This is a genomic window from Dyella agri, from assembly GCF_044904705.1.
GTDB classification, from domain to species: Bacteria; Pseudomonadota; Gammaproteobacteria; order Xanthomonadales; family Rhodanobacteraceae; genus Rhodanobacter_A; species Rhodanobacter_A agri.
Genome location: NZ_JADIKL010000011.1, coordinates 1 through 24144, shown reverse-complemented (window position 1 = coordinate 24144; position 24144 = coordinate 1). Strand labels below are relative to the sequence as shown.

The following is a 24144-nucleotide window of genomic DNA, read 5'->3' as shown; positions in this document are numbered from 1 at the left end:
GGACCGTCAGCTGCTGCGATCGTCGATGTCGCTGACGCGGCCGGCGACCAGGGTGACCACAATCACCCGGCCACGGCGTCGGTACTGCCATTGCTCGCCATGCGCCGTGTTGCCGCGGGCCGTGCGGCCGCGCTTGCTGCCACGACCGCTGCCGCGAGCCGCGCTACTGTGCGATTTGTGCGTGGGTTTGCCGAGTAGCGCCGTTACCGTGGCAGCACTGTCGCCTACCACCAGCACACGGTTTCCCACGCGCAGGCTGTCGGAAGCGGACACACCGGCGCTGCCGGTGAACAGGATGCAGGCCAACAGGCCGGCGAGTCGTCGATGGCGCATGGTGCGCTCCCCAGGTGACGGGCGCGACTGCACCCGGTCACGCAGGCTAGCCCGCCCATGGCGGCGCCTGTCATGGCTGGATGCCTGGGGTCAGGTGGGTGCGGCGCACGCGTCCGTGTAGTCGCCTGCCGCGCCAGGCTCAGGAATGCGCGGCACCCGCCAGGCTGTGCATGTCCAGATGGATGCCGCGCAAGCGCGGCAGCTGCCGGCGCAGGCCTTGCGCGGATTCCTCCGGCAAATCGGCGATCGCGCGCTCGTAGGCATGCAGCAGAGCGCCTTCGTCCTGCACCAGGGCACGGATCCAGGTGTGGTCGCGCCGTGCGGTAGCGCGCGCCATGCTGTCTACCAGCCGGCAGCGCAGCGCAGCCCGCCAGCTGCCGCGCGTGCGCGGTTCGCCGCCGGTTCGCACCACTTCGCGCTGCAACTCGGCGACCAGCACGGCGAGCGTCTGCGCCTCCTCGCCCAGCACCGTGCGCAGGCCCGGTTCGCTCACTGCCAGGGCGGCATGACGGTACAGATGGCACAGGTCAATGCCACGGCGGATCAACTGATTGCAGATGGTACGAGTGACGCGCGCTGTCACGGTCGCCCCCGGACGAGCATGAAGGATGGTGGCGCTATCCTCGGCCATGGCTACTTAGCCGGAGATTAATCCGCGGCAGAATTGCCACCGCCTGCCGACCGGTGGCGAGCACCGCGGCCGGCTCGCCGCCACCCTGAATGGGCCGGTTATTGGCCGATCTGCAGCAGATCCAGCGGCCGGCCGCGGTTGTCGCGCACGCCCTGCTGCAGCGTCGCCAGCTGCCGGATGGCCGGGCACAACGCCGCAATCTGCGGCCGCAGCGCCTGCATCCGCTGGCGCATGCGCGGCTCCAGTTGCGTGGCCAGGTTCGCCGCGCGGTCGCGCAGATCCCCGGCCGTCTGCAGATCGCCACCCATGGCGGCGTTCAGTGCCTGCTGACCGAGGTCGCCGGCGATCAGCGGCAGCAGGTCGCTTTCGATCTGGTTGATGGTCTGGTCCATCGCGCCGCCCTGCCAGTCGTGGGTGCTGTTGCTGGCCGCGATGCGCCGCTTCAGGCTCGCCGCATTCGCCGCCAGCCGCTGATCCAGCTGGACACGGGTGTCGGCGTCCAGGCCCATGCCCGCCGCTTCCTCGCGCAACCCACGCACCGCGATATCCACACCGTGCTGCGCTACCGTGCGAACCTGCGGCGCCAGCGCGCGCAGGTCGCGTTCAAACAGGCTCAGGCGGTCCTGATCCTCGGCATTCAGCGGCACGGCCGCGCCGTCGACGCGCAGCGCGCCCTGGCTCAGCTCCACCCGCGTGGGTGTGGGCGCGGAACGGTCGAACAGCACGCTGCCCGACCGCAGCGTCACGTCGTAGCTGCTGGTGGCATGACAGGTGGTGGCCAGATCCTGTGCGTGCAGCGGCAGTACGGCCAACAGCGGCAACAAGAACAACGGCAAACGGCAGAAGCGCATCGAGGGGATTCCGCAGGCGAGATGGCGCAGCGATACCTGCGTCCGGAGCAACCCATGCTGAACATGCGCTGCGGCAGTGGGTGCTGCCGCTCAGCGCCGCTAGCGAAATTGCGCGCGCACCGCCGGCGTGCCCAGCCGCCAGGCCAGCCACAGCAGCACGGGCATCGCGACCGCCTTCAGCGCAAGCGTGAGGCGGTAGACGCGCCGGGCGTGCACCACCGCGGCGCGCAAGGTGGCATCGTTGCCGAACTGAACCAGCGCGTCGGCGCTGGCGCGGTCGTATTGCGGCCACTGCGCCAGCATCATGCCGCCGCCGACCAGCGCCCACAGCGCCAGCACGCCCGCAGCCACGCGCAGCGGTACACGCGCCCAGCCCTGGCGCAGGATGCAGCCGGCGCACAGCACGATCAACGCGAACGCGGCGAGCAGGTAACCGATGTCCCAGGCCAGCATGCGGTGCATCGCGGCGCTGTCGGTCGGCGACAAGCCGGCGCGCTGCGCCCACAGCAGTTGTGCATGGCCGAGGTACTGCACGCAGCCGAACGCCGCCAGAAGCAGCAGCAACCACACCGCCACGCGCCAGGCCGCAAAACCGCGCGCGGTGGAACCGGGTTCGGCCCGGGCCATCACCGCCATCAGGGCGCCGCCTTCTTCATGGCGGCGAGGTCGGCCAGCACCTGGCCCGAGTTCGCCTTGGGATCGACGTCGACATAGATCTTGGCGATCCGGCCCTGCGGGTCGATCAGGAAGGTGGTGCGCTTGGCGTAGTGCATGCCCACCATGCTGCCGAGCACGCCGTATCCAGCAGCCGCCTGGTGTTCGGTATCGGCCAGCAGCGGGAACGGCACGTGGTACTTGGCGGCAAAGTCGGCGTGCGACTTCACGTCGTCCAGGCTCACGCCCACCACGGAGGCGCCCGCCTGACGCAGCTTCGCGACGTCGTCGCGGAAGGTACAGACCTCGGTGGTGCAGCCGGGGGTGAAATCCTTGGGATAGAAGTACAGCACCAGCCAGTGTCCGTGGTAGTCGGCGGGGCTGCGCCAGTGGCCGTCCTGGTCCTGCAACCGGAAGGCGGGAGCGATGGTGCCGGCCTTCGGCATCGTATCGGCGGCGAACACGGGCGCGGCGGACAGACCGCACAACAAGGTCAGCACGAACAGCAGCGACAGGCGGCGCATGGCGGCTCTCTGGAAGGGGACGACGCCGCCCAGTGTACGCCGCACAGGTACGCGAAGGGCGCCGCGAGGGCGCCCTTCGCACCGGCAAGCCGGCGATGCTCAGCGACGGCTGATAGTGAACTTGCCGATCGACACGCCGAGGTTGATGCCCTCGCCGTGGCCGGCCAAGGCCAGCGATGTGGTGCCCTTGGTCAGCACCTGGGCGGTGCCGCTCTTCACCACGCCGGCTTCGGCGCCCGCCTGCGCGTAGTCGCCGAACACGTCATCGATGCCGCGCACGTGGGTGATGTCGCCGGTGCCATGGTCGATGCGGTACTTGCCTGCGGTGAGGCCGCCACCTATCACCGAGATCTTCACCGCGGCCTCCTGGCCGTTGCCGCAGCGCACGGTGCCGCTGCCTTCGGCGTGCTTGTAGATGATCGACCAGCCCGACAAGGTGAAGTCGAGATGGCATTTCACGTCGGCTTTCGCGGCATGCGCGGGTGCGATCGGCAAGGCCGTCAGGACGCCGGTACCCAGCAGCAGGGCGGCGGTCAGGGCGAGTGTGTGCTTGCTCATCGGCTTCTCCTTTTTCAATGGCGCCATCTGGTACGGAACCCGTTTCCATCCGGCCATCCGGAGGAAGGCGCGATCCAGCATCGGCAGCCCACCGTGACGGGCATGTGAGCCGCGCTTGGCACCATTCATCTTGATGTTTCGCTAACACCCAGCCGTTCAGACTTCTTCACCAAACGACGATGCGTTCGTTTCGACAGGAGCAGGCATGCCCAAGTACTCACTGGTCGGTTACGACGGTTCGGATGCCGCGCGCCGCGCGTTCGCGTTCGCGATGGAACTGGCCCGCGCCTGCGGCGGCCGGGTGCGCGTAGTGTCGGTACTGCAAGTGGCCGAAGGCGGCGACACCTGCGCGCTGATGATGACCGACACCGGCACCGAGCGCGTGCAGGAACTGAAGGACGAACTGGCCACCATGGCGCCGGACGCGGCCAGCCTCGTCGATGTCGAACTGATCCACGGCAGCCCCGGCGACGTGCTGCTCAGCCAGGTCGGCCATCACGGGATCGACCACATCGTGATCGGCCACACCGAGCGTGGTGCATTGGCGCGCTGGCTGCTCGGCTCGGTATCCACCAACGTGCTGGCCCGCGCCCACGTGCCGGTGACCGTGGTGCGTTGAACGGCCTCAGTGCTCGGCCGGCACCGCCGGCTGCCGCGGCTCGGCATCGATCTTGCGCTGCGCCTGCTGCTCCAGCTTCAGCTTCGCTACGTCGACCGGGCGGATCTTCGAGATGAAGCATGGCGGATAGCCGCGGCCGACGAGCACCTTGTCGAAGTTCATCGACACCTCGCCACCGAACGAGGTGAGACCGATCGCGTTGGTGAACCCCAGGTTCTGACAGGGCCCGAGGTCCAGCAGCCAGGCGCGATTGATCTGGGTGTAGATGGCCACCTGGTTATCACCCAGCGGCTCCCACGAGTACAGGTTGAAGAAATGGAAGCTGCGCACCGGCTCGCCGGCCGCCGCCGCGTAGGCAGCTTGTCGCTGGGCCGTCCGCTGTGCGTACGGCACGCTGGAACAAGCCCCCAGCGCCACCGCCAAGGCGACAGTCACCCACAAACCCTTGCGAGACATGGCTGCATCCTCCATTCGTCGATAGACGCCGAAACGCGCGAACAGCCGGCGCGTGTACCGCCGGTGTGCTATTTCCTGCCGCTCTTCTTCGGCAATGCCTGCCACCGGTCCGGTGCGAAGCCACCGACCTCGTAGACCAGTTCCACCTTCTTGTCGCCATCCTGCAAGGTAACGGGAAGACTGATTTTCTTCGCCTTCTCCAACAGCGCGATGAAGCCCTTGTCGTCGCGGATCATCAGCGCCGGTTCGCCGGTGGGAGGCGTATAAGCCTTGATCGCGCGCGTCTTGTCGTCGACTTTCGCCGCGATCGTGCACTCGCCCTTGCAGACGAAGCCGCCGTGGCCGTCGTTGAACAGGAAGGCGCTCTGGCCCCAGCTGGTATGCCGCCGCAGCACCAGCCGCACACGCACACTCGCCGGCTGGCTATCGTAGGTCGCCGCGGTGGACTGCGTGCCGCCGGCCATCGGCGCCACCTGGTATTGCCACAACGCGGCGAGGCGCGCCTTCTCGCTGTTTTCCTTCCAGCGTTTCTCGATTTCGGGCAGGGTCTGCTGCACCTCCTTCGCCGCCGCGCTGCCGGGGAAGCGCTGCACGATGTCCTCGCCCATCGACACCGCCATCTGGTCGTTGTGGATGCGCAACAGCTGGCGATACGTGTCGAGGTTGCGCGCCGCTTCGGCATCCTGGGCCTGGGCCTGTTGCTGCGCGGCATTGGCTGCGGGCGCGCTGCTCTGCGAGCAGCCGGCGAGAACCAGGGCGCCGGCAAGGGCAGCGACGGCGAGGCGGGGCGATGGCAAGGTCATCATCGGCGGAGCATCCGGGGCGGAACCAGCGGTTAGCTTGGAACGATCCCTCGCCGCGATGCAAGGCTTACTCCATTGTGACCGGCTGGCCGTAGCGCTCGCGCAACGCGGCGCGATAGCGGCGGCTGCAGGGAATCCCGGTGCCGTCGCGCAGGTGCAGTCGTGCATCACCGGTGTCCAGCGGCTCGATCTCGGCGAGGTAGTCGAGGTTGATGACATAGCCGCGGTGCACGCGCAGGAAACGCGCCGGGTCTAGCCGCGTCTCGATGGCCGCCATCGTGCTGCGCAGCGGGTAGTCACGGCCGCGCACGTGCAGGTTCACGTAGTTGCCCGCGGCCTGCAGCCACTCGATTTCGCTGGCATTGACCAGGAATTCCTTGCCCAGCTTGCGCACCAGGAAGCGTTCGGGCCGCTCCACCGGTTCCACCGGCGGGCCGTCGTCCGGCTCGGCCAGCAGCTTCGCCTCGCCCTGCTGGCGCAGCAGCCACAACCGCGACAAGCAGATCATCGCGATGATGACGAAATAGCTGCGGATGTCCTTCAGGTATTCGTAACCGAAGTTCGGCCACCAGGCGCCGAAACGGTAGTGCTGGCCAACCGCTGCATAAGCCAGCCTGCGCACCTCGACCATTCCCGCCACGTGCACCAGGCTGAACACCACGGTGGCCAACAGATGCCACGGCAGGCTGTGCCGCCACGTATCGAAGCGGAACGGCCAGCGTCGCTCCATCGCCTTCACGAAGGGGATCAGCAGCAGGATCAGCAGCGAACTGCTCGATTCCCACACCCACGGTTCCCAGGCCGCCGTACGGGCATGGTCGATCCGCGCGACGATCCCGTTGAACACCGTGTTGAGGGTGTACAGAACCACCCAGAAGGCAACCTCGACCGAGGGGCGCCAACGCTGGAAATCCCTGTATCCGACATCAGCCTGCTCGCTCATGCCGGCGATTCTACGTGGCTGCGGCGAAATTCCCCTGCGCTCCGTCCCGCACCGGGGTCGATTCGTCCCTGACTGCCCGCAATCCGTCACCCCATGCTGGGAATGGCGGCGCCACAGGCTCATGCTGGTCGCCACCCATCCACCCTGGAGCGGCACGATGAAAAGGCGCGACTTGCTGAAGGCTGCCGTCACACTGCCCCTGCTGCCCTTGCTGATGCGCAGCAGTGCGGCCTTGGCGCGCGGTGCCGGCACGCTCGCGACGATCCTGCGACCGCGCCCGGGCCAACCGGGCTGGCCTGCGGCCACGGAATGGGCACAGTTGAAACGGCAGGTCGGCGGCCGGCTGCTGAAGCTGGAACCGCCGTTTGCCCAAGGCGACGCCTCGTTGGCGCTGAAGCAATTGGGCAACCCGTTCGCAGTGGGCGACAACCCCGCACTGACCCAGACCAGCGGCTGGGCCGATGCCTGGGCGTCGCAACCCAGCGCCTGGGCGGTGGCGGCGGAAAACACCGCCGATGTAGTCGCCGCCATCGACTTCGCGCGCAAGCATCACCTGCGGCTAGTGGTGAAAGGCGGCGGCCACAGCTACCAGGGCACCTCGGACGCGCCGGATTCGCTGCTGGTGTGGACGCGCCACATGAACCAGGTGGCCTTGCATGATGCCTTCGTGCCGCAAGGCTGCGCCGGCCACATGACACCGCAGGCGGCGGTAAGCGTGCAGGCCGGCGCCATGTGGATCGACGCCTACGACGCCGTGACCACCCGTGGCGGCCGCTATGTGCAGGGCGGCGGTTGCACCACCGTGGGCGTGGCCGGGCTGGTGCAGAGCGGCGGCTTCGGCAGTTTCTCGAAGCGTTGGGGCACGGCGGCGTCCAACCTGCTGGAGGCGGAGGTCGTTACCGCAGACGGCAAGGTACGCATCGCCAACGCCCGCACGAATCCGGAGCTGTTCTGGGGCCTCAAGGGCGGCGGTGGCGGCAGCCTCGGCGTGGTCACGCGGCTGACCCTGCGCACTTTCGAACTGCCCGAGTTTTTCGGCGGGGTGAACCTCACCGTCAAGGCCGATTCGGACGCGGCCTATCGCGCCCTGATCGCCGAGGCGGTGAGCTTCTACCAGCGCGCACTGTTCAACCCGCACTGGGGCGAGCAGATGAAATTCTACGGTGGCGATACCCTCGAGATTTCCATGTCGATCCAGGGCCTCACCCAGGGACAGGTCGAACAGACCTGGGCCCCCTTCCTCGACTGGGTGCACGCGCGCAAGGACTGCCACGTCACCCGACCGTTCCAGGCGCTGGTGGCACCCGCCCGATATCTCTGGGATGCCGAATTCCTGCGCAAGCACCTGCCGGGCGCCATCGTGCCCGACGACCGGCCGGGCGCACCCCGCCATCACATGCTCTGGGCCGGCGATCATGACCAGGTCGGCTGGTTCATCCACGCCTACCAGTCGGCCTGGCTGCCGGCTTCGCTGTTGGAACCAGGGCGGCAGGCCCAGCTGGTGCAGGCCTTGATCGCTGCTTCGCAGCACTGGGGCTTCGCCCTGCACTTCAACAAGGGGCTGGCCGGCGCACCGGCCGACACCATCGCCCGCGCTCGCGACACTGCCACCCATCCACAGGTACTCGACGCATTCGCCTTGCTGATCTGCGCCAATGGCGGTCCGCCGGCCTACCCCGGCCTGCCGGGCGCGAAGCCCGATCTGGCCAAGGCGCGGCACGAAGCGGCCGCCATCGACCAAGCGATGGACACCATCCGCGCCGTGGCGCCAAACGCCGGCTCCTACGTGTCGGAAAGCGACTACTTCCTGCGCGACTGGCAGCAGGGCTTCTGGGGCGGAAACTACCCGCGACTCGCCGCGGCGAAGCGCAGGTACGATCCCGATGGCTTGTTCTTCGTGCACCACGGCGTCGGCAGCGAGGACTGGAGCGCGGACGGCTTCACCCGACTGCGGGCGTAAAACGCGAACCCACTCCGTTTTCGCTACCCAGCGTGGAGTCGAGATGCTCCACGCCAGCGATCTCGTCCAGCCGCATCCAGGGTGCCAGTCAGGCCGGTCCGGGCGCTGCAACCGCAGCTCGCCATGGATGCCCTGGCGTTGCCCGGCGGGGTCGTAATAAACCTGCACGGTGGCGCGTTCCGCGACCACGCCCTCGCAGGTGCCGCCATCTTTCAGCATCAGGCGCACATGCCCGTTGGCAGGGAGTTCGGCGGCAAGCGTTTCGAGCGCCTGCACAGCATCCGGGTCGGACTAGACATGTTTGGCGGATTGGCTCTTCGACAGGTATCTCCTCGGGGAAAGCTGCCCCACGGGAATCACGCACAGAGGAAGCCCGGATCAAATCCTCCGCACGATGGCGTCAAGTCGCGCCGTCTGCCGCCGCATGCGGCGCGACTACAATGCGCACTCTCTGGCAAGGATTTCCATGTCGAACCCGACTCCCCCATCCGCTGCAACGGATTCGCCCCTGCGCCATCGCGCCTTCGTGCAGTTCTGGTGCGCGCGCATCGCCTCCGGCTTCGGCTTCCAGATGCTGTCGGTGGCGGTAGGTTGGCAGATCTACGCGATCACCGGGCGCGCCTTCGACCTTGGCCTGATCGGCCTGGTGCAGTTCATTCCCTCGGTGCTGCTGGCGCTGCCGGCCGGGCACGTGGCCGACCAGTTCGAGCGGCGGCGCGTGGTGCTGATCGGGCAGATCGTGGAATGGACGGCCATCGTGCTGCTGGCTGTACTGACCTTGCTCGGCCGCATCCACGAGACCGGCATCCTGCTGCTGGTGTTCGTGATCGGCGTGGCCAAGGCATTCGAATCGCCGTCGATGCAATCGCTGCTGCCGGCGCTGGTGCCCCCGGCGATCCTGCCGCGCGCGGTAGCGGTGAGCGGTTCGGCCTTCCAGATGGCGATGATCCTCGGTCCCGCGGTGGGCGGTCTGCTCTACGTGGCGGGTCCGGGCGTGGTGTACCTGAGCGCCGCCGCGCTATACCTGGTCGCCGCCGGCATGATGGCGACGCTGCGCTACGAACAGGCGCCGCCGAAGCGCGAGCCGGCCACGCTGAAGACGCTGTTCGCCGGGGTGCACTTCATCCGCGAACGCAAAGACGTGCTTGGCGTGATCTCGCTGGACCTGTTCGCGGTGCTGCTAGGCGGCGTCACCTCGCTGCTGCCGATCTTCGCGCGCGACATCTTGCACACCGGACCGTGGGGCCTGGGTCTGTTGCGCGCCGCGCCTGCGGTGGGCGCCCTGCTGATGTCGCTGTGGTTGGCGAAGCACGATCTGCAACGGCGCGTAGGCATGACCATGTTCGCCGCAGTGGCTGGCTTCGGCGTGGCGACGCTGGTGTTCGCGGTCTCCACCGTGCTGTGGCTGTCGCTGGCCGCGCTGTTTGCACTGGGCGCGTTCGACATGGTGAGCATGGTGATCCGCGGCTCGCTGGTGCAACTGGACACGCCCGACGCGATGCGCGGCCGGGTCAATGCGGTGAACTCCATCTTCATCAATACCTCCAACCAGCTCGGCGAATTCGAATCGGGCATGCTCGCCGCCTGGCTGGGCGCGGTGGGTTCCGCCGTGGTTGGCGGCCTCGGCACGCTGCTGGTGGTGGGCCTGTGGATGGCCATGTTTCCAAGCCTGCGGCGGCGCCAGCGCCTGCAGCTGGAAGAGCCCGCCAAGGAAGCGTTGGGCACCCCCGAATCGGTGTAGCGCGCCGCACTGGGCGCCGTTGCTGGCGCCGGCTAGGATCGGCAGATGAATCCGCACCCGATCCTCCGCACCGCCGGTATCGTTCTCGCCTTGTGCCTCCTCGCGCCCGCGGCCCGCGCCGCCGACGACGGCCCGCGCATCCTGGTCAGCTTCAGCCCACAGGCGCGCATGCAGCCGGTGACCGGCCGGGTCTATGTGGCGGTCAGCCGCGATGCCGGCAAGCCACCGATCGAGGAAGCCGACGTTACCGGCGTGCCGCTGTTCGGCCACGACGTGGTCGCGCTGGCACCAGGCCAGGCTGCGACTATCGACGCCAACGACTTCGGTGCGCCGCTGGCCAGCCTGCGCCAATTGCCCGCCGGCGATTACTGGATGCAGCCCTTCGTCAACGTCTACACCGAGTTCAAGCGCGCCGACGGCCACACGATATGGCTGCATATGGACCAGTGGGAAGGCCAGGACTGGAAACGCTCACCCGGCAATCTCTACGGCAAGCCGGTCAAGGTGCATTACGACCCGGCTTCGCGCGAACCGCTGCATCTGGTTGCGGACCAGGCGATCGCGCCGATCCCGTTCCCGAGGGACACGCCCCAGGTCAAGCGCTTTCGTATCCAGAGCAAGCTGCTCAGCGCATGGTGGGGCCACCCGATCTACCTGGGCGCGACCGTGCTGCTGCCGAAGGACTACGACAAGCATTCCGGCATGCGTTACCCGGTGATCTACGAGCAAAGCCACTTCTCCACGGCTGCGCCGGGCGGCTTCGACCGCCCGAAAAGCGGTTTCCGCGACTACTGGCTGGCCGACGGCACGCCACGCTACATCATGGTGAGCCTGCAGCATCCCTCGCCGTACTATGACGATTCCTACGCGGTGAACTCGGCCAACGAAGGCCCCTACGACGACGCCATCCACCAGGAGCTGCTGCCGGAGATCGCGCGGCGCTTCCGCACCATCGAGCAGCCCTGGGCGCGCATTCTCGAAGGCGGCTCCACCGGCGGCTGGATCACCGTGGCGCAGACCGTGTTCCACCCGGACTTCTACGGCAGCGCGTTCGCCTCCTGCCCGGATGCGCTGGATTTTCGCTACCACCAGGTGGTGAACATCTACGACGACGCCAACGCTTACTGGATCGACAAGGGCTGGGTGAAGGTCGATCGGGTGGACATGCGCCAGCCGGACGGCAACATCAAGGCGATGATGAAGGACGAGAACTGGTACGAGCTGGCGGTGGGCGACCACGACCGCTCGGGCGGCCAGTGGGATATCTGGGAGGCCGCCTTCGGCCCGGTCGGCGCGGACGGCTATCCGCAGCGGCTGTGGGACAAGCGCAGCGGGGCCGTCGATCACGCGGTGGCGGCGTACTGGAAGCAGCATTTCGACCTGCGCCATCTGTTGGAAACGCAGTGGCACACGTTGGGTCCGAAACTGGCCGACAAGCTGCACATTTACGTCGGCGACATGGACACCTACAACCTCAACATGGGCGTACGCGAGATGGACGCCTTCCTGCGCGGCGCACGCGATCCCGCCTTCGGCGGCAGCGTCACCTATCAGCCGATGGCTCCGCACTGCTGGGGGCCGCGCGGCAAGGAACTGATCGAGACCATCACCACCTACATCGATGGCCACGCACCCGCGAACGCGGATCTCAAGAGCTGGCGGTATTAAGGACCTGTCTACGCCTCCCTGATAACCCGCATTGCCCGGCATGCGCAAACCCGCGATGCTGGCACTGTCATGTCCCTTGGAAAGACGCATGTCTGCACCGCCGCCCTTGCGCTCCACCTTCGTGACCGTGCTGGCCTGGGTGTTCATCGGCATGGCCGGATTCGCCACGCTGATCTCCGCGCTGCAGAACCTGATGCTGCAATGGCTGTTCCTGCCGATGATGCAGCAGGCGCAACCGCCGCTGCCGCCTGGGCTGCCCGCGCCGACACACTGGATCTTCGGGCACTTCGCCTGGTTTTTTCGCGCCTTCCTGCTGGTCTCGACCGTCACCCTGGTCGCCGCCATCGGCCTGCTGCGCCGGCACGAGTGGGCGCGCCGCCTGTTCATCGGCTTGATGGGTTTCGCCATCGCCTACCAGTTGCTTGGGTTGGTGTGGCAATGGTGGTTCATGGGGTCGATGCCGGGTCTCATGCAAGCCTCTGGCGCGCCTGCGGAGATGGACACAGTCATGCTTGGCTTCATCCGCGCCATGCAGGTGTTCGCCACGCTGATGGCGCTGGCCTTCTGCGTGCTGTTCGGCTGGATCATCCGCCGCCTGCGCAGCACGCCGGTACGCGACGAATTCCGTCCGTTGAGGTGAACGCCTCGACGCAACCTTTACGCACTGCTCACGTGGACGCTGGCAGCGTGGCGTCGATACTGCAGGAGTCCATCATGAGTACCCGTCGCGACATCGAACAAGGCATGGACGAACTCGGCGACCGCGTGCGTCGCTACGCCGACGGCGCCGGCGACACCGCGCGCGGCTGGATCGCTCGTGGCCGCCATGCCGCAGCGCGTTTCGACGGCGACGGCTACCGTCGCCGGCTGGCGCGCGCCGCCGAGGATCTCGTCGACGAGACGAACTATCACTACCGGCGGCTGAAGCGCCAGGTGAACCGTCATCCGGTCGCCACCGTCGCGATCGTGGCCGGCACCATCGGGGCGTTCCTGCTGCTGCGTCGCGTGTTCCGCAACGGCGAAGAAGACGACTGAGCCGCCCCCCCGCAGGGTTCGCCCGGACAAAAAGAAACCCGCCGCTGGCGGGTTTCTTTTTGCTTGCAGCCATCGGCTCAGACGGTGAGCGGATTGGGCTTTTCCGGATCGAGCTTGTATTCCTTGATCGCGCGGGCCACGTCCTTGGCGTTGACCTTGCCGTCCTTCGCCAGCGCGGCCAGCGCGGCGTGAGCGACCCAGTAGCGATCCACCTCGAAGAAATCGCGCAGGTGCGCGCGGGTGTCCGAGCGGCCGTAGCCGTCGGTGCCGAGCACGGTGTAGCGCATACCGTCGGGCAGGAAGGCACGGATCTGGTCGGCGTATTCGCGCACGTAGTCGGTGGCGGCGATCGCCGGGCCGCTACGGCCTTCCAGCAGGCCGGTGACGTAGGGCACGCGCTGCTTGTCCTCGGGATGCAGTCGGTTCCAGCGCTCGGCGTCAAAGCCGTCGCGGCGCAGCTCGATGAAGCTGGGGCAGGACCAGATGTCGGACTTCACGCCGAAATCCTTCTCCAGCAGTTCGGCCGCCGCGATCACCTCGCGCAGGATGGTGCCGGAACCCAGCAGCTGCACGCGCGGCTCGCCCTTCTTCGGCTTGCCGCCGTCCTTGAACAGGTACATGCCCTTGATGATGCCTTCGGCGCTGCCTTCGGGCATGTCCGGATGAACGTAGTTTTCGTTCATCACGGTGAGGTAGTAGTAGTGGTCCTCCTGCTCCTGCATCATGCTGCGCACGCCGTCCTGCAGGATCACCGCCACTTCGTAGGAGAAGGTGGGGTCGTAGGCCTTCACGTTCGGGATGGTGCCGGCCATCAGGTGCGAATGGCCATCCTCGTGCTGCAAGCCCTCGCCATTGAGCGTGGTGCGGCCCGAGGTGCCGCCGACCAGGAAGCCGCGCGCACGCATGTCGCCGGCGGCCCAGCACAGGTCGCCGATGCGCTGGAAGCCGAACATCGAGTAGTAGATGAAGAACGGCAGCATCGCCTGGTTGCTGATGCTGTAGCTGGTGGCCGCGGCCAGCCAGGAAGCCATGCCGCCGGCCTCGCTGATGCCCTGCTGCAGTACCTGCCCCTTCTGGTCTTCGCGGTAGTACAGCAGCTGGTCGGAATCCTGCGGGCGGTACTTCTGGCCGAACGGCGCATAGATACCGATCTGGCGGAACATGCCTTCCATGCCGAAGGTACGCGCCTCGTCGGCCACGATCGGCACCACGCGCTCGCCCAGCTGCTTGTCGCGCAGCAACAGGTTCATGCCGCGCACCAGCGCCATCGTGGTGCTGATCTCGCGGTCGCCGGTGCCCTTGGTGATCTGCTCGAACGCAGCGAGCTCGGGCGCCTTCAGCTTGGCGTCGGCCTTGCGGCGGCGCTGCGGCAGGAAACCACCCAGCGCGCGACGGCGCTCCATCATGTATTCCACTTCCGGCGAGTTCTTGCCGGGGTGGTAGTACGGCACCTCGTGCAGCTTGTCGTCCGGCACCGGAATCTGGAAACGGTCGCGGAAATGCCGTACCGCCTCGTCGTCCAGCTTCTTCTGCTGGTGCGTGGGGTTCTGCGACTCGCCGGTACCGATACCCATGCCGTAACCCTTCACCGTCTTGGCGAGGATCACCGTGGGCATGCCCTTGGTCTGCGAAGCCGCGTGGTAGGCCGCATAGACCTTGTGCGGGTCGTGGCCGCCGCGGTTGAGGCGCCAGATGTCATCGTCGCTGAGGTTGGCGACCATCTCGCGGGTCTGCGGGTACTTGCCGAAGAAATGCTCGCGCGTATAGGCGCCGCCGAAGGCCTTGCAGGCCTGGTACTCGCCGTCGACGGTTTCCATCATCAGCTTGCGCAGCACGCCGTCCTTGTCGCGCGCGAGGAGCGGATCCCAGTAGCTGCCCCAGATCACCTTGATCGCGTTCCAGCCGGCGCCGCGGAACACACCCTCCAGCTCCTGGATGATCTTGCCATTGCCGCGCACCGGGCCGTCCAGGCGCTGCAGATTGCAGTTGATCACGAACACCAGGTTGTCCAGGCCCTCGCGTCCGGCCAGCGCGATCGCGCCCAGCGACTCGGGCTCGTCGGTTTCGCCGTCGCCCATGAAGCACCAGATCTTGCGGTCGGACTTCGGAATCAGACCGCGGTGCTCGAGGTACTTCCAGAACTGCGCTTGGTAGATCGCCTGGATCGGGCCCAGGCCCATCGACACCGTGGGCACCTGCCAGTAGTCCGGCATCAGCCACGGGTGGGGGTAGGACGACAGCGCGCGGCCCTTGCCCACCACTTCCATGCGGAACAGGTCGAGCTGGTCCTCGGCGAGACGGCCTTCCAGGAAGGAGCGCGCGTAGATACCCGGGCTGGAGTGGCCCTGGTGGAACACCAGGTCGCCCGGATGGTCGGCGCTGGGCGCGCGCCAGAAGTGATTGAAGCCCACGTCGTACAGCGTGGCCGAGGAGGCGAAGCTGGCGATGTGGCCGCCCAGTTCGCCCGGCTTGCGGTTCGCGCGCACCACCATCGCCATGGCGTTCCAGCGGACCAGCGAGCGGATGCGCCACTCCATCGCCGCGTCGCCCGGACTCTTGGCCTCGCTGGCCGGGGCGATGGTGTTGACGTAGGCGGTGGTGGGATCGAACGGCAGGTAGCCGCCGGCACGGCGCGTCGAATCGACCATCTGCTCCAGCAGGTAATGCGCGCGCTCGGTGCCGTCATGGCTGATGACTGCATTGAGCGAGTCGATCCACTCGCGGGTTTCGGTGGGATCGAGATCCTGGTTGAGGACGTCGTCGAGCTGATCCATGGGGAGATTCTCCGCAGCGCCGCGCGGCGCAGGTGCCTGTAGGGGAGCCGTTGCCGGGGGAAGCGGCAGGCCGACGCCCAAGTCTAGCCTTCGCGGCACATCGCTGCCAGTTGGACGTCCGTCGATGGGAGGCCATGCGGGGGCGCATGGCGGTCGTCCGAGAGCAAGCGCAAGGCCGAATACTCCCTCTCCCCTCCGGGGACGAAGCCATGCTGCTTGCGAGCCACCGGCTCGTGCATGGCTGAGCGCACTAGCGCTGGCGCGAGGGCCGGGGGCTGCCTGGCGAGGAACGAGCCTGGCAACGGGCTGGGGTGAGCGGACACGCTGGCCACGTGGGGGCTGCGAAGCGTGCCTCGATGATGCGCCGTCGCGAGCACCTGCCCCTCACCTCAATCCTCTCCCCATAGGGGAGAGGAGGCGAAGGCAGTGGGCGGGTTCGCCTGCCGAGCGTTGCGGAATACGACAGCGTCAGGCTTCGGCACCAGCTCCCAACTTGATACCCGCAGCTAGCAGGCTGTCTTCGACAGCCTGCTAGCTGCGGGCCCGGATCTGCGCATCCACCGCGGCGACCGCGGTCATGTTGACCACGCGGCGCACGCTGGACGAGGTGGTGAGGATGTGTGCCGGCTTGTCGACGCCCATCAGGATCGGCCCGATCGCCACGCCGTCAGTCATCACCCGCACCATGTTGTAGACGATGTTGGCGGCGTCGAGATTGGGCAGCACGAACAGATTGGCGCGCCCGCTCAGCGTGGTGCCGGGGAAGATACGCCGGCGCAGCACCTCGTCCCACGCGGTGTCGGCCTGCATCTCGCCGTCCATGTCCAGCTTGGGTGCACGCGCCTTGAGGATCTCCCGTACCTTGCGCATCTTCGCCGCGCTGGGGTTGTCGTGGCTGCCGAAGTTGGAGTGCGACAGCAGCGCCACCTTGGGCTCGATGCCGAACAGCTTCAGTCGATAGATGGCCTGCAGCGTGGCCTCGGCGATCTGCTCCGCGCCAGGATCGAGCTGCACGTGGGTGTCGAGGAAGAACCACGCGCCCTTGTCGTTGATCACGCCGGTCATCGCCGAGGTGCACTGCACGCCCGGGTCTAGCCCGAACACGCTGCGCAGATAGCCCAGCTTCTTGTGGTAGCGGCCGACCAGGCCACAGATCATCGCGTCGGCCTCGCCGCGCTCGACCATCATCGCGGCGATCAGGGTGGGCCGCGAGCGCATCAGGTTCTTCGCCGCGTCCGGCGTCACGCCGCGGCGCTCGGTCATCGTGTGGTACTGCTGCCAGTACTCGTTGAAGCGCGGATCGTCGTTGATGTTGGTGAGCTCGAAATCCACGCCTGCGCGCAGGCGCAGGCCGAGGCGCTGGATGCGCATCTCGATCACTTCGGGGCGGCCGATCAGGATCGGATAGGCCAGCTTGTAGTCGACCACCGATTGCACCGCGCGCAACACGGTCTCTTCCTCGCCCTCGGCGTAGACCACGCGCTTCAGGTCGGAGCGGGCGCGGTCGTACACCGGCTTCATGATCAGGCCGGTGCGGTAGATGAACTGGCCGAGCTTCTCCTTGTACGCATCCATGTCGGCGATCGGCCGCGTGGCCACGCCCGAATCCATCGCCGCCTGCGCCACCGCGGGCGCCAGCATCACCAGCAAGCGCGGATCGAACGGGCGCGGGATCAGGTATTCGGGGCCGAACGAAGGCACCTCGCCGCCGTAGGCGCTGCCAAGGTCCGAGGCTTCCATCCGCGCCAGTTCCGCGATGGCGCGCACGCAGGCGGTCTTCATCGCCTCGTTGATGCCGGTGGCGCCCACATCCAGCGCGCCGCGGAAGATGTACGGGAAACACAGCGCGTTGTTGACCTGGTTCGGATAATCCGAACGGCCGGTGGCGATGATGCAGTCCGGGCGCACCTTCTTGGCGTCTTCCGGCAGGATCTCCGGGTTCGGGTTGGCCAGCGCCAGGATCACCGGCTTGTCGGCCATGGTGGCCACCATCTCCGGCTTCAGGATGCCGCCGGCGGACAGGCCCAGGAACACGTCGGCGCCAGCCACGATTTCAGCCAGCGTGCGCTTGTCGGTATCGCGCGCATAGCGCGCCTTGTCCGGATCGAGGTGGTCGCGGCCCTGGTAGATCACACCCTCGCGATCGAAGGCGAGGATGTGTTCCGGCTTCGCGCCCAACGCCACCAGCATGTCGAGGCAGGCGATGCCGGCCGCGCCGGCGCCGGTGGTGGCGATCCGCACGTCCTCGATCTTCTTGCCCACCACTTCCAGCGCGTTGACGATGGCGGCGCCGACGATGATCGCGGTGCCGTGCTGGTCGTCGTGGAATACCGGGATCTTCATCCGCTCGCGCAGCTTGCGCTCGACGATGAAGCACTCCGGCGCCTTGATGTCTTCCAGGTTGATGCCGCCGAAGGTGGGCTCCATCGCGGCGATGATCTCGACCAGCTTGTCCGGGTCGCGCTCGGCAAGCTCGATATCGAACACGTCGATGCCGGCGAACTTCTGGAACAGCACGCCCTTGCCTTCCATCACCGGTTTGCCGGCGAGCGGCCCGATATCGCCCAGGCCCAACACCGCGGTGCCGTTGGTGATCACCGCGACCAGGTTGCCGCGCGCGGTCATCTCGCTGGCCGCGTTCGGATCCTCGACGATAGCCTCGCAGGCGTAGGCCACGCCAGGCGAATAGGCCAACGACAGGTCGCGCTGGGTCAGCAGCGGGGTGGTCGGGCTGACCTTGATCTTGCCCGGGCGCGGGAGGCGGTGGTATTCGAGCGCGGCACGGCGCAAGTCTTCAGAGTGGGCCATGGAGGGGGCTTTTCGTGGGATTCAGGGGGGCCGCGGGGCGGTGGCGACATGGTAACACCGGGCATCGCCCGGGCCGCGGCTATAGTGCCTGCCCCCTATCTCCGCATGGCCCGCGCCGGGAGCTGTTTGCGCGCAGGCCAAGGAAGAGGGAGAGAGTGGACGTCCGTCCACGACCGAGTGATGACGCCGGTATGCGGGCAAACAGACCCGGCCCTGCGGGTTGCCTCGGCAAGGCAACGCGAGCTACGCGGAGATAGGGAACAGGCTCTAAACGCTCAGCGACAGCTCGTCGGCATGCACCTTGCCCATGCGGATGCCGTTGACGAACACCGAGAACGCCAGCTTGCCGGCCAGGCCGTGCACGTGCTGCATCCACGGCGGCAGCCAGCGCGGCGGCGCGATCGCTCCGGATTCGAAATGCGGCTGCAACGCCACCACGTCGTGCAAGGTGAGCTTGCCGGCGAACAGGCAGCGCAGCATGTCCAGGCGCCGCTCCTTCAGCGCCCAGCGGAAGAAGGTGTGCACGGTGAGCAGACCGGACAGGTACACATTGTCCTTGGCGAATGCTGCGCCGCCGGTCACCGGCACCCCGCGGAATACACGCTGGGCGGAATGGAAGCTGTCCGCCGGGCTCTGTCCGCACCCGACGAAGAACTTGTACACCTCCACGAAATCAGCGCCGGAGAGCGCCATGTCGATCGCCAGGATGCGCAGGCTGATACGTTTCAGCCGCGCGATGTCGATCGCGCCCGACATCAGCTCGGCGAACACTGCCAGGCCTTCCTGCGTGGCGGTGACGCGCGGCGAGGTGCGCCCCAGCGAGGCCAGCAGCGGCTGCGCGCGTCCGTTCAGCGCGGTAAGCGTGTGCACCAGCGCCTCGTGCGCCAGCAACTGGTGGCGGTCGTAATCGCTGAACATGGCGCCGCCGCGCAGGCGGATGCGGGCAGCGCCAGCGGCAGCCTTGGCGGTGAGCTCGGGATCGACCTCCACCTTCACCGTGCCCGCGCCGAAGAAATCGTCCAGCGTGCGCGCCATCTCATCGCGCAGCACTTCGGCGGTGATGCCTTCGCGGGTGTCGTCGGCCAGCAGGTCAGCGCCAAGCTCGTCCGACAGTTCCACGAAGTAGCGCGCCGCATCGAGGTTGCTGCGCTGGCTGCCGGGAATCGCGTCGCCCGGCCGGCCATACAGCGTGATCGATGGCGCGCTGACCCCGTCGCTGCCCACCGCCTCCAGCATCTCCGCCGCGATCCGCCAGGATTCGGCGGTGCGCGCCAGGTAGTCACCCAGCGGGTCACCGCCCAGCGCCGCCGTCTCGCGCTCGATCGCGGCCAGCTCGACACGCGCGGCCGCGAGATCGGGCCGCTTGTAGTTCACCTCGGGCAAGGCGAAGCGGCCCGCGGCATAGTCCGCGATCATCCTGTTCTCCAGCGAGGCCGGCCACGCCACCGTGGGCAGGATCTGGATGCCCTTCACCGCGGCCAGCAGGCGCTGGTCGAGCGCGGCGCAATGCTGCAGCTCGGGATTCAAGCTATTCATGCGCACTCTCACTCCCTCTCACGCCGGCCACGCGGCGCATGCGGCCGCTCGGACGGTCGCCCTCCGCGCTGGCGGCGCAGCTTCGCCTCCAGCGTGGTGGCCTGCTCCTCGCGTTCGTCGCGCAGCTTGAGGTAATTGCGCCAGCGTTCGGGCAACAGTTCACCACTGTCCAGCGCGGCCTGTACCGCGCAACCGGGCTCGCTGCCGTGGCCGCAATCGGCGAAGCGGCAGGCTTCGGCCAGCTCCTCGATGTCGGCGAACAAGTCGAGGTTTTCCTCGCCGGTGAGTTTCAGCTCGCGCATGCCCGGGGTGTCGATCAGGCAGCCACCGGTGGGCAGTTGCAGCAGCGCCCGGTGCGTAGTGGTGTGGCGGCCGCGACTATCGTGGCTGCGCACCGCACTGGTCGCCATCTTGTCGATGCCGAGCAAAGTATTGGTGAGCGTGGACTTGCCCGCGCCGGAAGACCCCACCAGCACCGCACTGTCGCCGGGCTGCAGGTAGGGCGCGAGCTGTTCCGCGCTGGCCGGGTCCTTGCCGTTGATCGTGTGGATGGCCGTGCCGGGCGCCAGCCGCTGGCGCAGCTCGTCTATGCGCGCCTGGACATCCTCGTGCAGGTCCGGCTTGCTCAGCAGCACCACTGGCCGTGCGCCGGAATCCTCGATCAGCGAGAGGTAGCGTTCGATGCGCGCGGGGTTGTAGTCACCGTCGAGTCCCGTGAGCACCAGCACGTAGTCGATGTTGGTGGCGATGATCTGCCGCGCGTAGCGTTCGCCAGCAGCGGCCCGCGACAGCACGGTTCGCCGCGGCAGCACGGCGACAATGTGCGGCGGCTGGCCGTGCTCGATCTCCACGAAATCGCCCACCGCCGGCCGCAGAGCCGGATCGATGCCGCGCTTCAGGAATTGGCCGGCCGGCTGCGCGCCGAAGCTGTGTTCGCCGTCGTGCAGCTCGTAGCCAGTGCGGTGCTGCGCCACCACCCGCGCCAGCCGGCGATCGGCGGTCTGCAGGACCGCTCCGCGCCAGCCAATGCGCCGCAGCCGTTCCAGGGTTTCGGCATCGCTCATGAGTCAGGGGGCTTCGACATGTGGCGTGATTATGCCCTGCCTCGAAAGAGCCGGTGTTCAAAAAGCCATCGTTTGTGCCGGCCCCACAAACGTTGGCCTATGGCGCCAACAAGCTGCAAGTTAGGCAAATTTTCGACATTTTAGCTTTTAATCAAAGACTTGAAGAAACGCGCCTTCGGCACACAATCGACAATCTTGAAACACTGCGCCGTGCTTGTGCAGACACCGTGTTGATGGCCGCCAAGGGCAGGCCGTGAGGGGTGTGAGTGTCCTATTTGGAACGGCACCAGCGCGGACATCGCATGCCTGTGCAGTTTTCAGTCCCGCAATTTGGCCCACGGAAAATCCCTTGGGTGCGAAGGCCACCGTCCCCGCAATTTTTGTGTCCTCGCCCGGTCTACAGGGACAGGTTCATTTAGGCCGTACGCGCCGGGCGGGCCGGCCACAAGATAGTTAGACCCGTCCATCGTCTCTGAAGCCTCTTGGAGACATTTACAGTCTTCGATTCATTCAACGCAAGCGCTAGGCTAGGCAGTACTGAAAGAGAGAGATTGGAGACAAATGGCCAGGGGCGTTGCTGTCAATGCTGCAGGAATCCCATCGCAAGGATCCTGCAACATCACGCGCGGGATACGACCAGGGAACTCGTCGATAGCTTCCTGCATCGGTTTCAGTGGTTCCTCTCCTGACCAGATTGGCTGAACTCGATGGGTCCTTTGTCTGGGCGCAGGGTAATGCCGGAGCAGCGGGTTCCACATTCCGATGGTTGCGTTGATCTTGTTGCGCTGACTCTAGCTCTCCTGCTGTCGCCGTTGGCATCGGCGACGCTGGTGATTCGCCTCGCCGTCTATGGCGGTCTCTCGTTTCATACGGCAGCGTTACTGCAGAGCGGCCTAACGCTCATGCTCGCGATGGGCACACTCGCGTTTGCTGTGAACCGTCGGCACAACCTGTACTTGTTGGCGAGAACCACGGACAGAGGGGCAGTGATTTGGGTGCTGGTGGCGTGCACACTCGGAGCGCTGGCTGCCACTTGTCTTCATCGCTCCGATGCGGATGACGTGATCTATGTCCCTAAGGTGCTCTACTTGCTGGCGCACCCGGAAACCCGAATGGACGGCCTGATCCCCGCGCTGGCGGGCAATCCGATGCTGTCATTTCCCAAAGCCGCGGCGACGTACTACCCGACGTCGTACGAATTCATCCAGGCAGTATTCGCCCATGCGACCCGAACGAATTTCCTGACGATCTACTATGTACTTGCCCCTTGTGCCGCTGCCATTTTCGGGGTCTTGTTGATCATTCTTAACCTGAGGCTGCTTGGCCAGTCTGCGCGTACTGCAGCCATCTGTGCTGCGCTGCTGATCCCCTTGTTCTTACTCATGGGCGAAAGCCATCGCAGCTTTGGCAATTTCACACTCGTACGCATCTATCAGTCCAAGTGCGCATTTATCTTCACTGGTATCCAGGCGTTTATCGCCGCTTCGCTGCTTTTCTTCAAAGAGCCGGGGTCATCCCGCTGGGTCGCGCTATTGGTGGTGGTCTTGGCGATAGCCGGTGTGACGACCTCTGCGCTTGTGATGATCCCTATGCTCGCCATACCGCTTTTTGTATCGTGGTGGTGCACGGAGTCACATCATCGCGTCACGACCGCGAGTATTGCCTACGGCCTGGCCTTGCTACCGGTTGCCGCATTCGCTCTCGACTATCGTCGTTATGCCTTGGAACGCGCGGGTTTCGGATCGGATCTCAACGCCGGCTTCCCCAGCACATTCATGGATCAAATCGAGCTGGTTACAGGCGGATTGAGTTTTCCACCCACATTTGCAGCCTTCGCTTTGGCACTCGGTGTCTGCCTATACGCGTGGCGCACTCGTCAACACGCATTTTTATTGCTGTGGACGGCCATAACCATGGCGCTGTATCTAAATCCGTGGTCGGCATCAGGCATCATTAGGTTTGTCACTACGGAAAATATCTACTGGCGACTCTTCTACCTGCTTCCGATACCCCTCACGATAGGCATGGTGATGGGATACGGCATTGCCCGCATCGGGACCGATTCAAAGGCTGGCCGCCTCCTGCCCTGGGTGGCGTTGCTGGCTCTGGGAGCCGCGGTGACTGTTGTGCCAACATCCGTCACGCGCCACGGCAACGGTGTCCGCATTGCACCGCCCGGCCTGACACTTGATGCCTATGCGGCGGACGCTCGCGCTTGCCTGAGGTTCGCAAGGCCCGGGGCGATATTGGCACCTATCTCGTTGGCCCAGGATATGGCCCTCTTTTCGGCGGACCATACGCTGGTGATGACGCGCCCCGACTTCATGAAGAACGCCTTCTTCAAGGACCCGGACGAGTTCAACCGACGCGACCGTGCAGCGAAATTCGTCACGGGAGAGGGCGATTTCGCACAGGACTTTGCCGATGTGTTGCAACGGGAAAAGCCGGATACTGTCATCACCGCCAGCGCTGCTCGTGTAGTCGCCGCGCCTTATCTTGCTTCAGCTCACTATCGTCAAGTGGCCCTGGTCGGACAGTGGGTGGTGTTCGACCGAGCCGCCATGCCTTGATCGCGCACCATGGCGCTTTGAAGCAAGATCGGCGGCCCAGCCTCAGTACGTGTGCACGACGGAAATGGCCTTGGTGCGTGGCGTGATGGCCGCCTCGAAGAGCGTCTCGTCGATGTTCAGCGTGCCGAGCCGAATGTCCACGAAGACAGGAGTGGCGCCACGAAGAGCGAAGTCATTGGATGTGGGCACGAACGTGAAGGACGGCATGATCACTTCATTGTCGGGCTGCAGATCGAGCAGCCATGCCGCCATCTCGGGCGCCCCGGTACACAAGTGGGTCAGCAAGGCCTTCTTGCATCCGATACGCTGCTCAAGCCAAACATGGCGACGCCTCGTTAACAGGCCGTCACCAGAGAGCTGTTTGTTGGCATGGGCCTTCCCGATGAATCGAAGCTCGTCGCCGGTCATGTAAGGCCTATTGGAGGGAATCCTGCGCTGTCCACTGGCTGGAAATGACGATGCCAGCCCGGATCGATGGGTAATCCCCCCGCTTTTAGCGCTCGCCAAAAGTGGAGCTAAGCGGGCAAGGCCAATTTCTGCATGGGTGTGATGCCGCCGAGAGCCATGTTCGGACGCTCGTGGTTGTATGTCCATAGCCAGTGGGTCGCCGATGCTT

22 protein-coding genes and 1 pseudogene are annotated in these 24144 nt (G+C 66.1%); 8 read left to right on the top strand and 15 right to left on the bottom strand.

What is annotated here, in order from left to right; all coding sequences use genetic code 11:
- Positions 1–6: 6 nt before the first annotated feature.
- The 6 genes from ISP14_RS16140 to ISP14_RS16115 form a co-directional block, all read right to left on the bottom strand.
- The gene (locus ISP14_RS16140; RefSeq protein WP_404541771.1) at positions 7–333 is read right to left on the bottom strand and encodes a DUF2845 domain-containing protein; all 327 of its coding nucleotides are present in this window, start codon (positions 331–333) and stop codon (positions 7–9) included.
- A 139-nt stretch (positions 334–472) separates the two neighbouring features.
- The gene (locus ISP14_RS16135) at positions 473–916 is read right to left on the bottom strand and encodes a PA2169 family four-helix-bundle protein (protein WP_404541770.1); all 444 of its coding nucleotides are present in this window, start codon (positions 914–916) and stop codon (positions 473–475) included.
- A 146-nt stretch (positions 917–1062) separates the two neighbouring features.
- Positions 1063–1815: a DUF2884 family protein gene (locus ISP14_RS16130; RefSeq protein WP_404541769.1), complete on the bottom strand. Its 753-nt coding sequence runs from the start codon at positions 1813–1815 to the stop codon at positions 1063–1065.
- A 99-nt stretch (positions 1816–1914) separates the two neighbouring features.
- Complete coding sequence (locus ISP14_RS16125) at positions 1915–2451, bottom strand: hypothetical protein (protein WP_404541767.1); 537 nt, start codon at positions 2449–2451, stop codon at positions 1915–1917.
- The gene (locus tag ISP14_RS16120; protein ID WP_404541764.1) at positions 2451–2993 is read right to left on the bottom strand and encodes a peroxiredoxin; all 543 of its coding nucleotides are present in this window, start codon (positions 2991–2993) and stop codon (positions 2451–2453) included. The genes ISP14_RS16125 and ISP14_RS16120 overlap by 1 nt, the downstream gene beginning before the upstream one ends.
- A gap of 99 nt (positions 2994–3092) precedes the next feature.
- Positions 3093–3551 carry a hypothetical protein gene (locus ISP14_RS16115; protein WP_404541762.1) on the bottom strand — a complete coding sequence of 153 codons (459 nt, stop codon included), beginning with the start codon at positions 3549–3551 and terminating at the stop codon, positions 3093–3095.
- Positions 3552–3756: 205 nt separating this feature from the next.
- Between ISP14_RS16115 and ISP14_RS16110 the strand changes: the two genes are divergently transcribed.
- Entirely contained in the window at positions 3757–4170 is a 414-nt protein-coding gene (locus tag ISP14_RS16110; protein ID WP_404541760.1) for a universal stress protein, read from the top strand.
- Positions 4171–4176: 6 nt separating this feature from the next.
- Here the strand turns inward: ISP14_RS16110 and ISP14_RS16105 are convergent, their stop codons facing one another.
- The 3 genes from ISP14_RS16105 to ISP14_RS16095 all read right to left on the bottom strand — a co-directional run bounded on the left by ISP14_RS16105 (position 4177) and on the right by ISP14_RS16095 (position 6372).
- Positions 4177–4626 (bottom strand): DUF6491 family protein, encoded by a 450-nt coding sequence (locus tag ISP14_RS16105; RefSeq protein WP_404541757.1) that lies wholly within the window; start codon positions 4624–4626, stop codon positions 4177–4179.
- Positions 4627–4694: 68 nt separating this feature from the next.
- On the bottom strand, positions 4695–5429 hold the full coding sequence (locus tag ISP14_RS16100; RefSeq protein WP_404541904.1) for a hypothetical protein: 735 nt from the start codon (positions 5427–5429) through the stop codon (positions 4695–4697).
- A gap of 67 nt (positions 5430–5496) precedes the next feature.
- On the bottom strand, positions 5497–6372 hold the full coding sequence (locus tag ISP14_RS16095) for a LytTR family DNA-binding domain-containing protein (protein ID WP_404541755.1): 876 nt from the start codon (positions 6370–6372) through the stop codon (positions 5497–5499).
- A gap of 157 nt (positions 6373–6529) precedes the next feature.
- Between ISP14_RS16095 and ISP14_RS16090 the strand changes: the two genes are divergently transcribed.
- Positions 6530–8332, top strand: a complete 1803-nt coding sequence (locus ISP14_RS16090) for an FAD-binding oxidoreductase (RefSeq protein WP_404541753.1) — start codon at positions 6530–6532, stop codon at positions 8330–8332.
- Between the two features lie 150 nt (positions 8333–8482).
- Here ISP14_RS16090 and ISP14_RS16085 read toward each other — a convergent pair.
- A pseudogene (locus tag ISP14_RS16085) lies at positions 8483–8551 on the bottom strand (hypothetical protein); the annotation flags it as partial.
- 247 nt (positions 8552–8798) lie between these two features.
- Between ISP14_RS16085 and ISP14_RS16080 the strand changes: the two are divergent.
- The 4 genes from ISP14_RS16080 to ISP14_RS16065 all read left to right on the top strand — a co-directional run bounded on the left by ISP14_RS16080 (position 8799) and on the right by ISP14_RS16065 (position 12776).
- Positions 8799–10073: an MFS transporter gene (locus tag ISP14_RS16080; RefSeq protein ID WP_404541751.1), complete on the top strand. Its 1275-nt coding sequence runs from the start codon at positions 8799–8801 to the stop codon at positions 10071–10073.
- Between the two features lie 45 nt (positions 10074–10118).
- Positions 10119–11741 (top strand): alpha/beta hydrolase-fold protein, encoded by a 1623-nt coding sequence (locus ISP14_RS16075; protein WP_404541750.1) that lies wholly within the window; start codon positions 10119–10121, stop codon positions 11739–11741.
- Between the two features lie 88 nt (positions 11742–11829).
- Positions 11830–12381 carry a hypothetical protein gene (locus ISP14_RS16070; RefSeq protein WP_404541748.1) on the top strand — a complete coding sequence of 184 codons (552 nt, stop codon included), beginning with the start codon at positions 11830–11832 and terminating at the stop codon, positions 12379–12381.
- A 74-nt stretch (positions 12382–12455) separates the two neighbouring features.
- Positions 12456–12776, top strand: coding sequence for a hypothetical protein (locus tag ISP14_RS16065; protein ID WP_404541747.1), 321 nt, complete (start codon positions 12456–12458; stop codon positions 12774–12776).
- Positions 12777–12853: 77 nt separating this feature from the next.
- Here the strand turns inward: ISP14_RS16065 and aceE are convergent, their stop codons facing one another.
- The 4 genes from aceE to rsgA all read right to left on the bottom strand — a co-directional run bounded on the left by aceE (position 12854) and on the right by rsgA (position 20958).
- A complete protein-coding gene (gene aceE / locus ISP14_RS16060; protein ID WP_404541745.1) occupies positions 12854–15550 on the bottom strand; it encodes a pyruvate dehydrogenase (acetyl-transferring), homodimeric type in 2697 nt (898 codons plus the stop codon).
- Positions 15551–16081: 531 nt separating this feature from the next.
- Positions 16082–18358 carry an NADP-dependent malic enzyme gene (locus ISP14_RS16055; protein WP_404541743.1) on the bottom strand — a complete coding sequence of 759 codons (2277 nt, stop codon included), beginning with the start codon at positions 18356–18358 and terminating at the stop codon, positions 16082–16084.
- 267 nt (positions 18359–18625) lie between these two features.
- The gene (locus ISP14_RS16050) at positions 18626–19894 is read right to left on the bottom strand and encodes a flavohemoglobin expression-modulating QEGLA motif protein (RefSeq protein WP_404541742.1); all 1269 of its coding nucleotides are present in this window, start codon (positions 19892–19894) and stop codon (positions 18626–18628) included.
- An 8-nt stretch (positions 19895–19902) separates the two neighbouring features.
- Positions 19903–20958: a ribosome small subunit-dependent GTPase A gene (rsgA, locus tag ISP14_RS16045; protein ID WP_404541740.1), complete on the bottom strand. Its 1056-nt coding sequence runs from the start codon at positions 20956–20958 to the stop codon at positions 19903–19905.
- Positions 20959–21011: 53 nt separating this feature from the next.
- Here rsgA and ISP14_RS16040 point away from each other — a divergent pair, with 53 nt between their 5' ends.
- Positions 21012–21215: a hypothetical protein gene (locus tag ISP14_RS16040; RefSeq protein ID WP_404541737.1), complete on the top strand. Its 204-nt coding sequence runs from the start codon at positions 21012–21014 to the stop codon at positions 21213–21215.
- Positions 21216–21692: 477 nt separating this feature from the next.
- Entirely contained in the window at positions 21693–23528 is a 1836-nt protein-coding gene (locus ISP14_RS16035) for a hypothetical protein (RefSeq protein ID WP_404541735.1), read from the top strand.
- A gap of 42 nt (positions 23529–23570) precedes the next feature.
- On the opposite strand, the gene ISP14_RS16030 is transcribed toward ISP14_RS16035, so the two are convergent.
- Positions 23571–23936 carry a DegT/DnrJ/EryC1/StrS family aminotransferase gene (locus ISP14_RS16030; protein ID WP_404541734.1) on the bottom strand — a complete coding sequence of 122 codons (366 nt, stop codon included), beginning with the start codon at positions 23934–23936 and terminating at the stop codon, positions 23571–23573.
- Positions 23937–24144 lie beyond the last annotated feature (208 nt).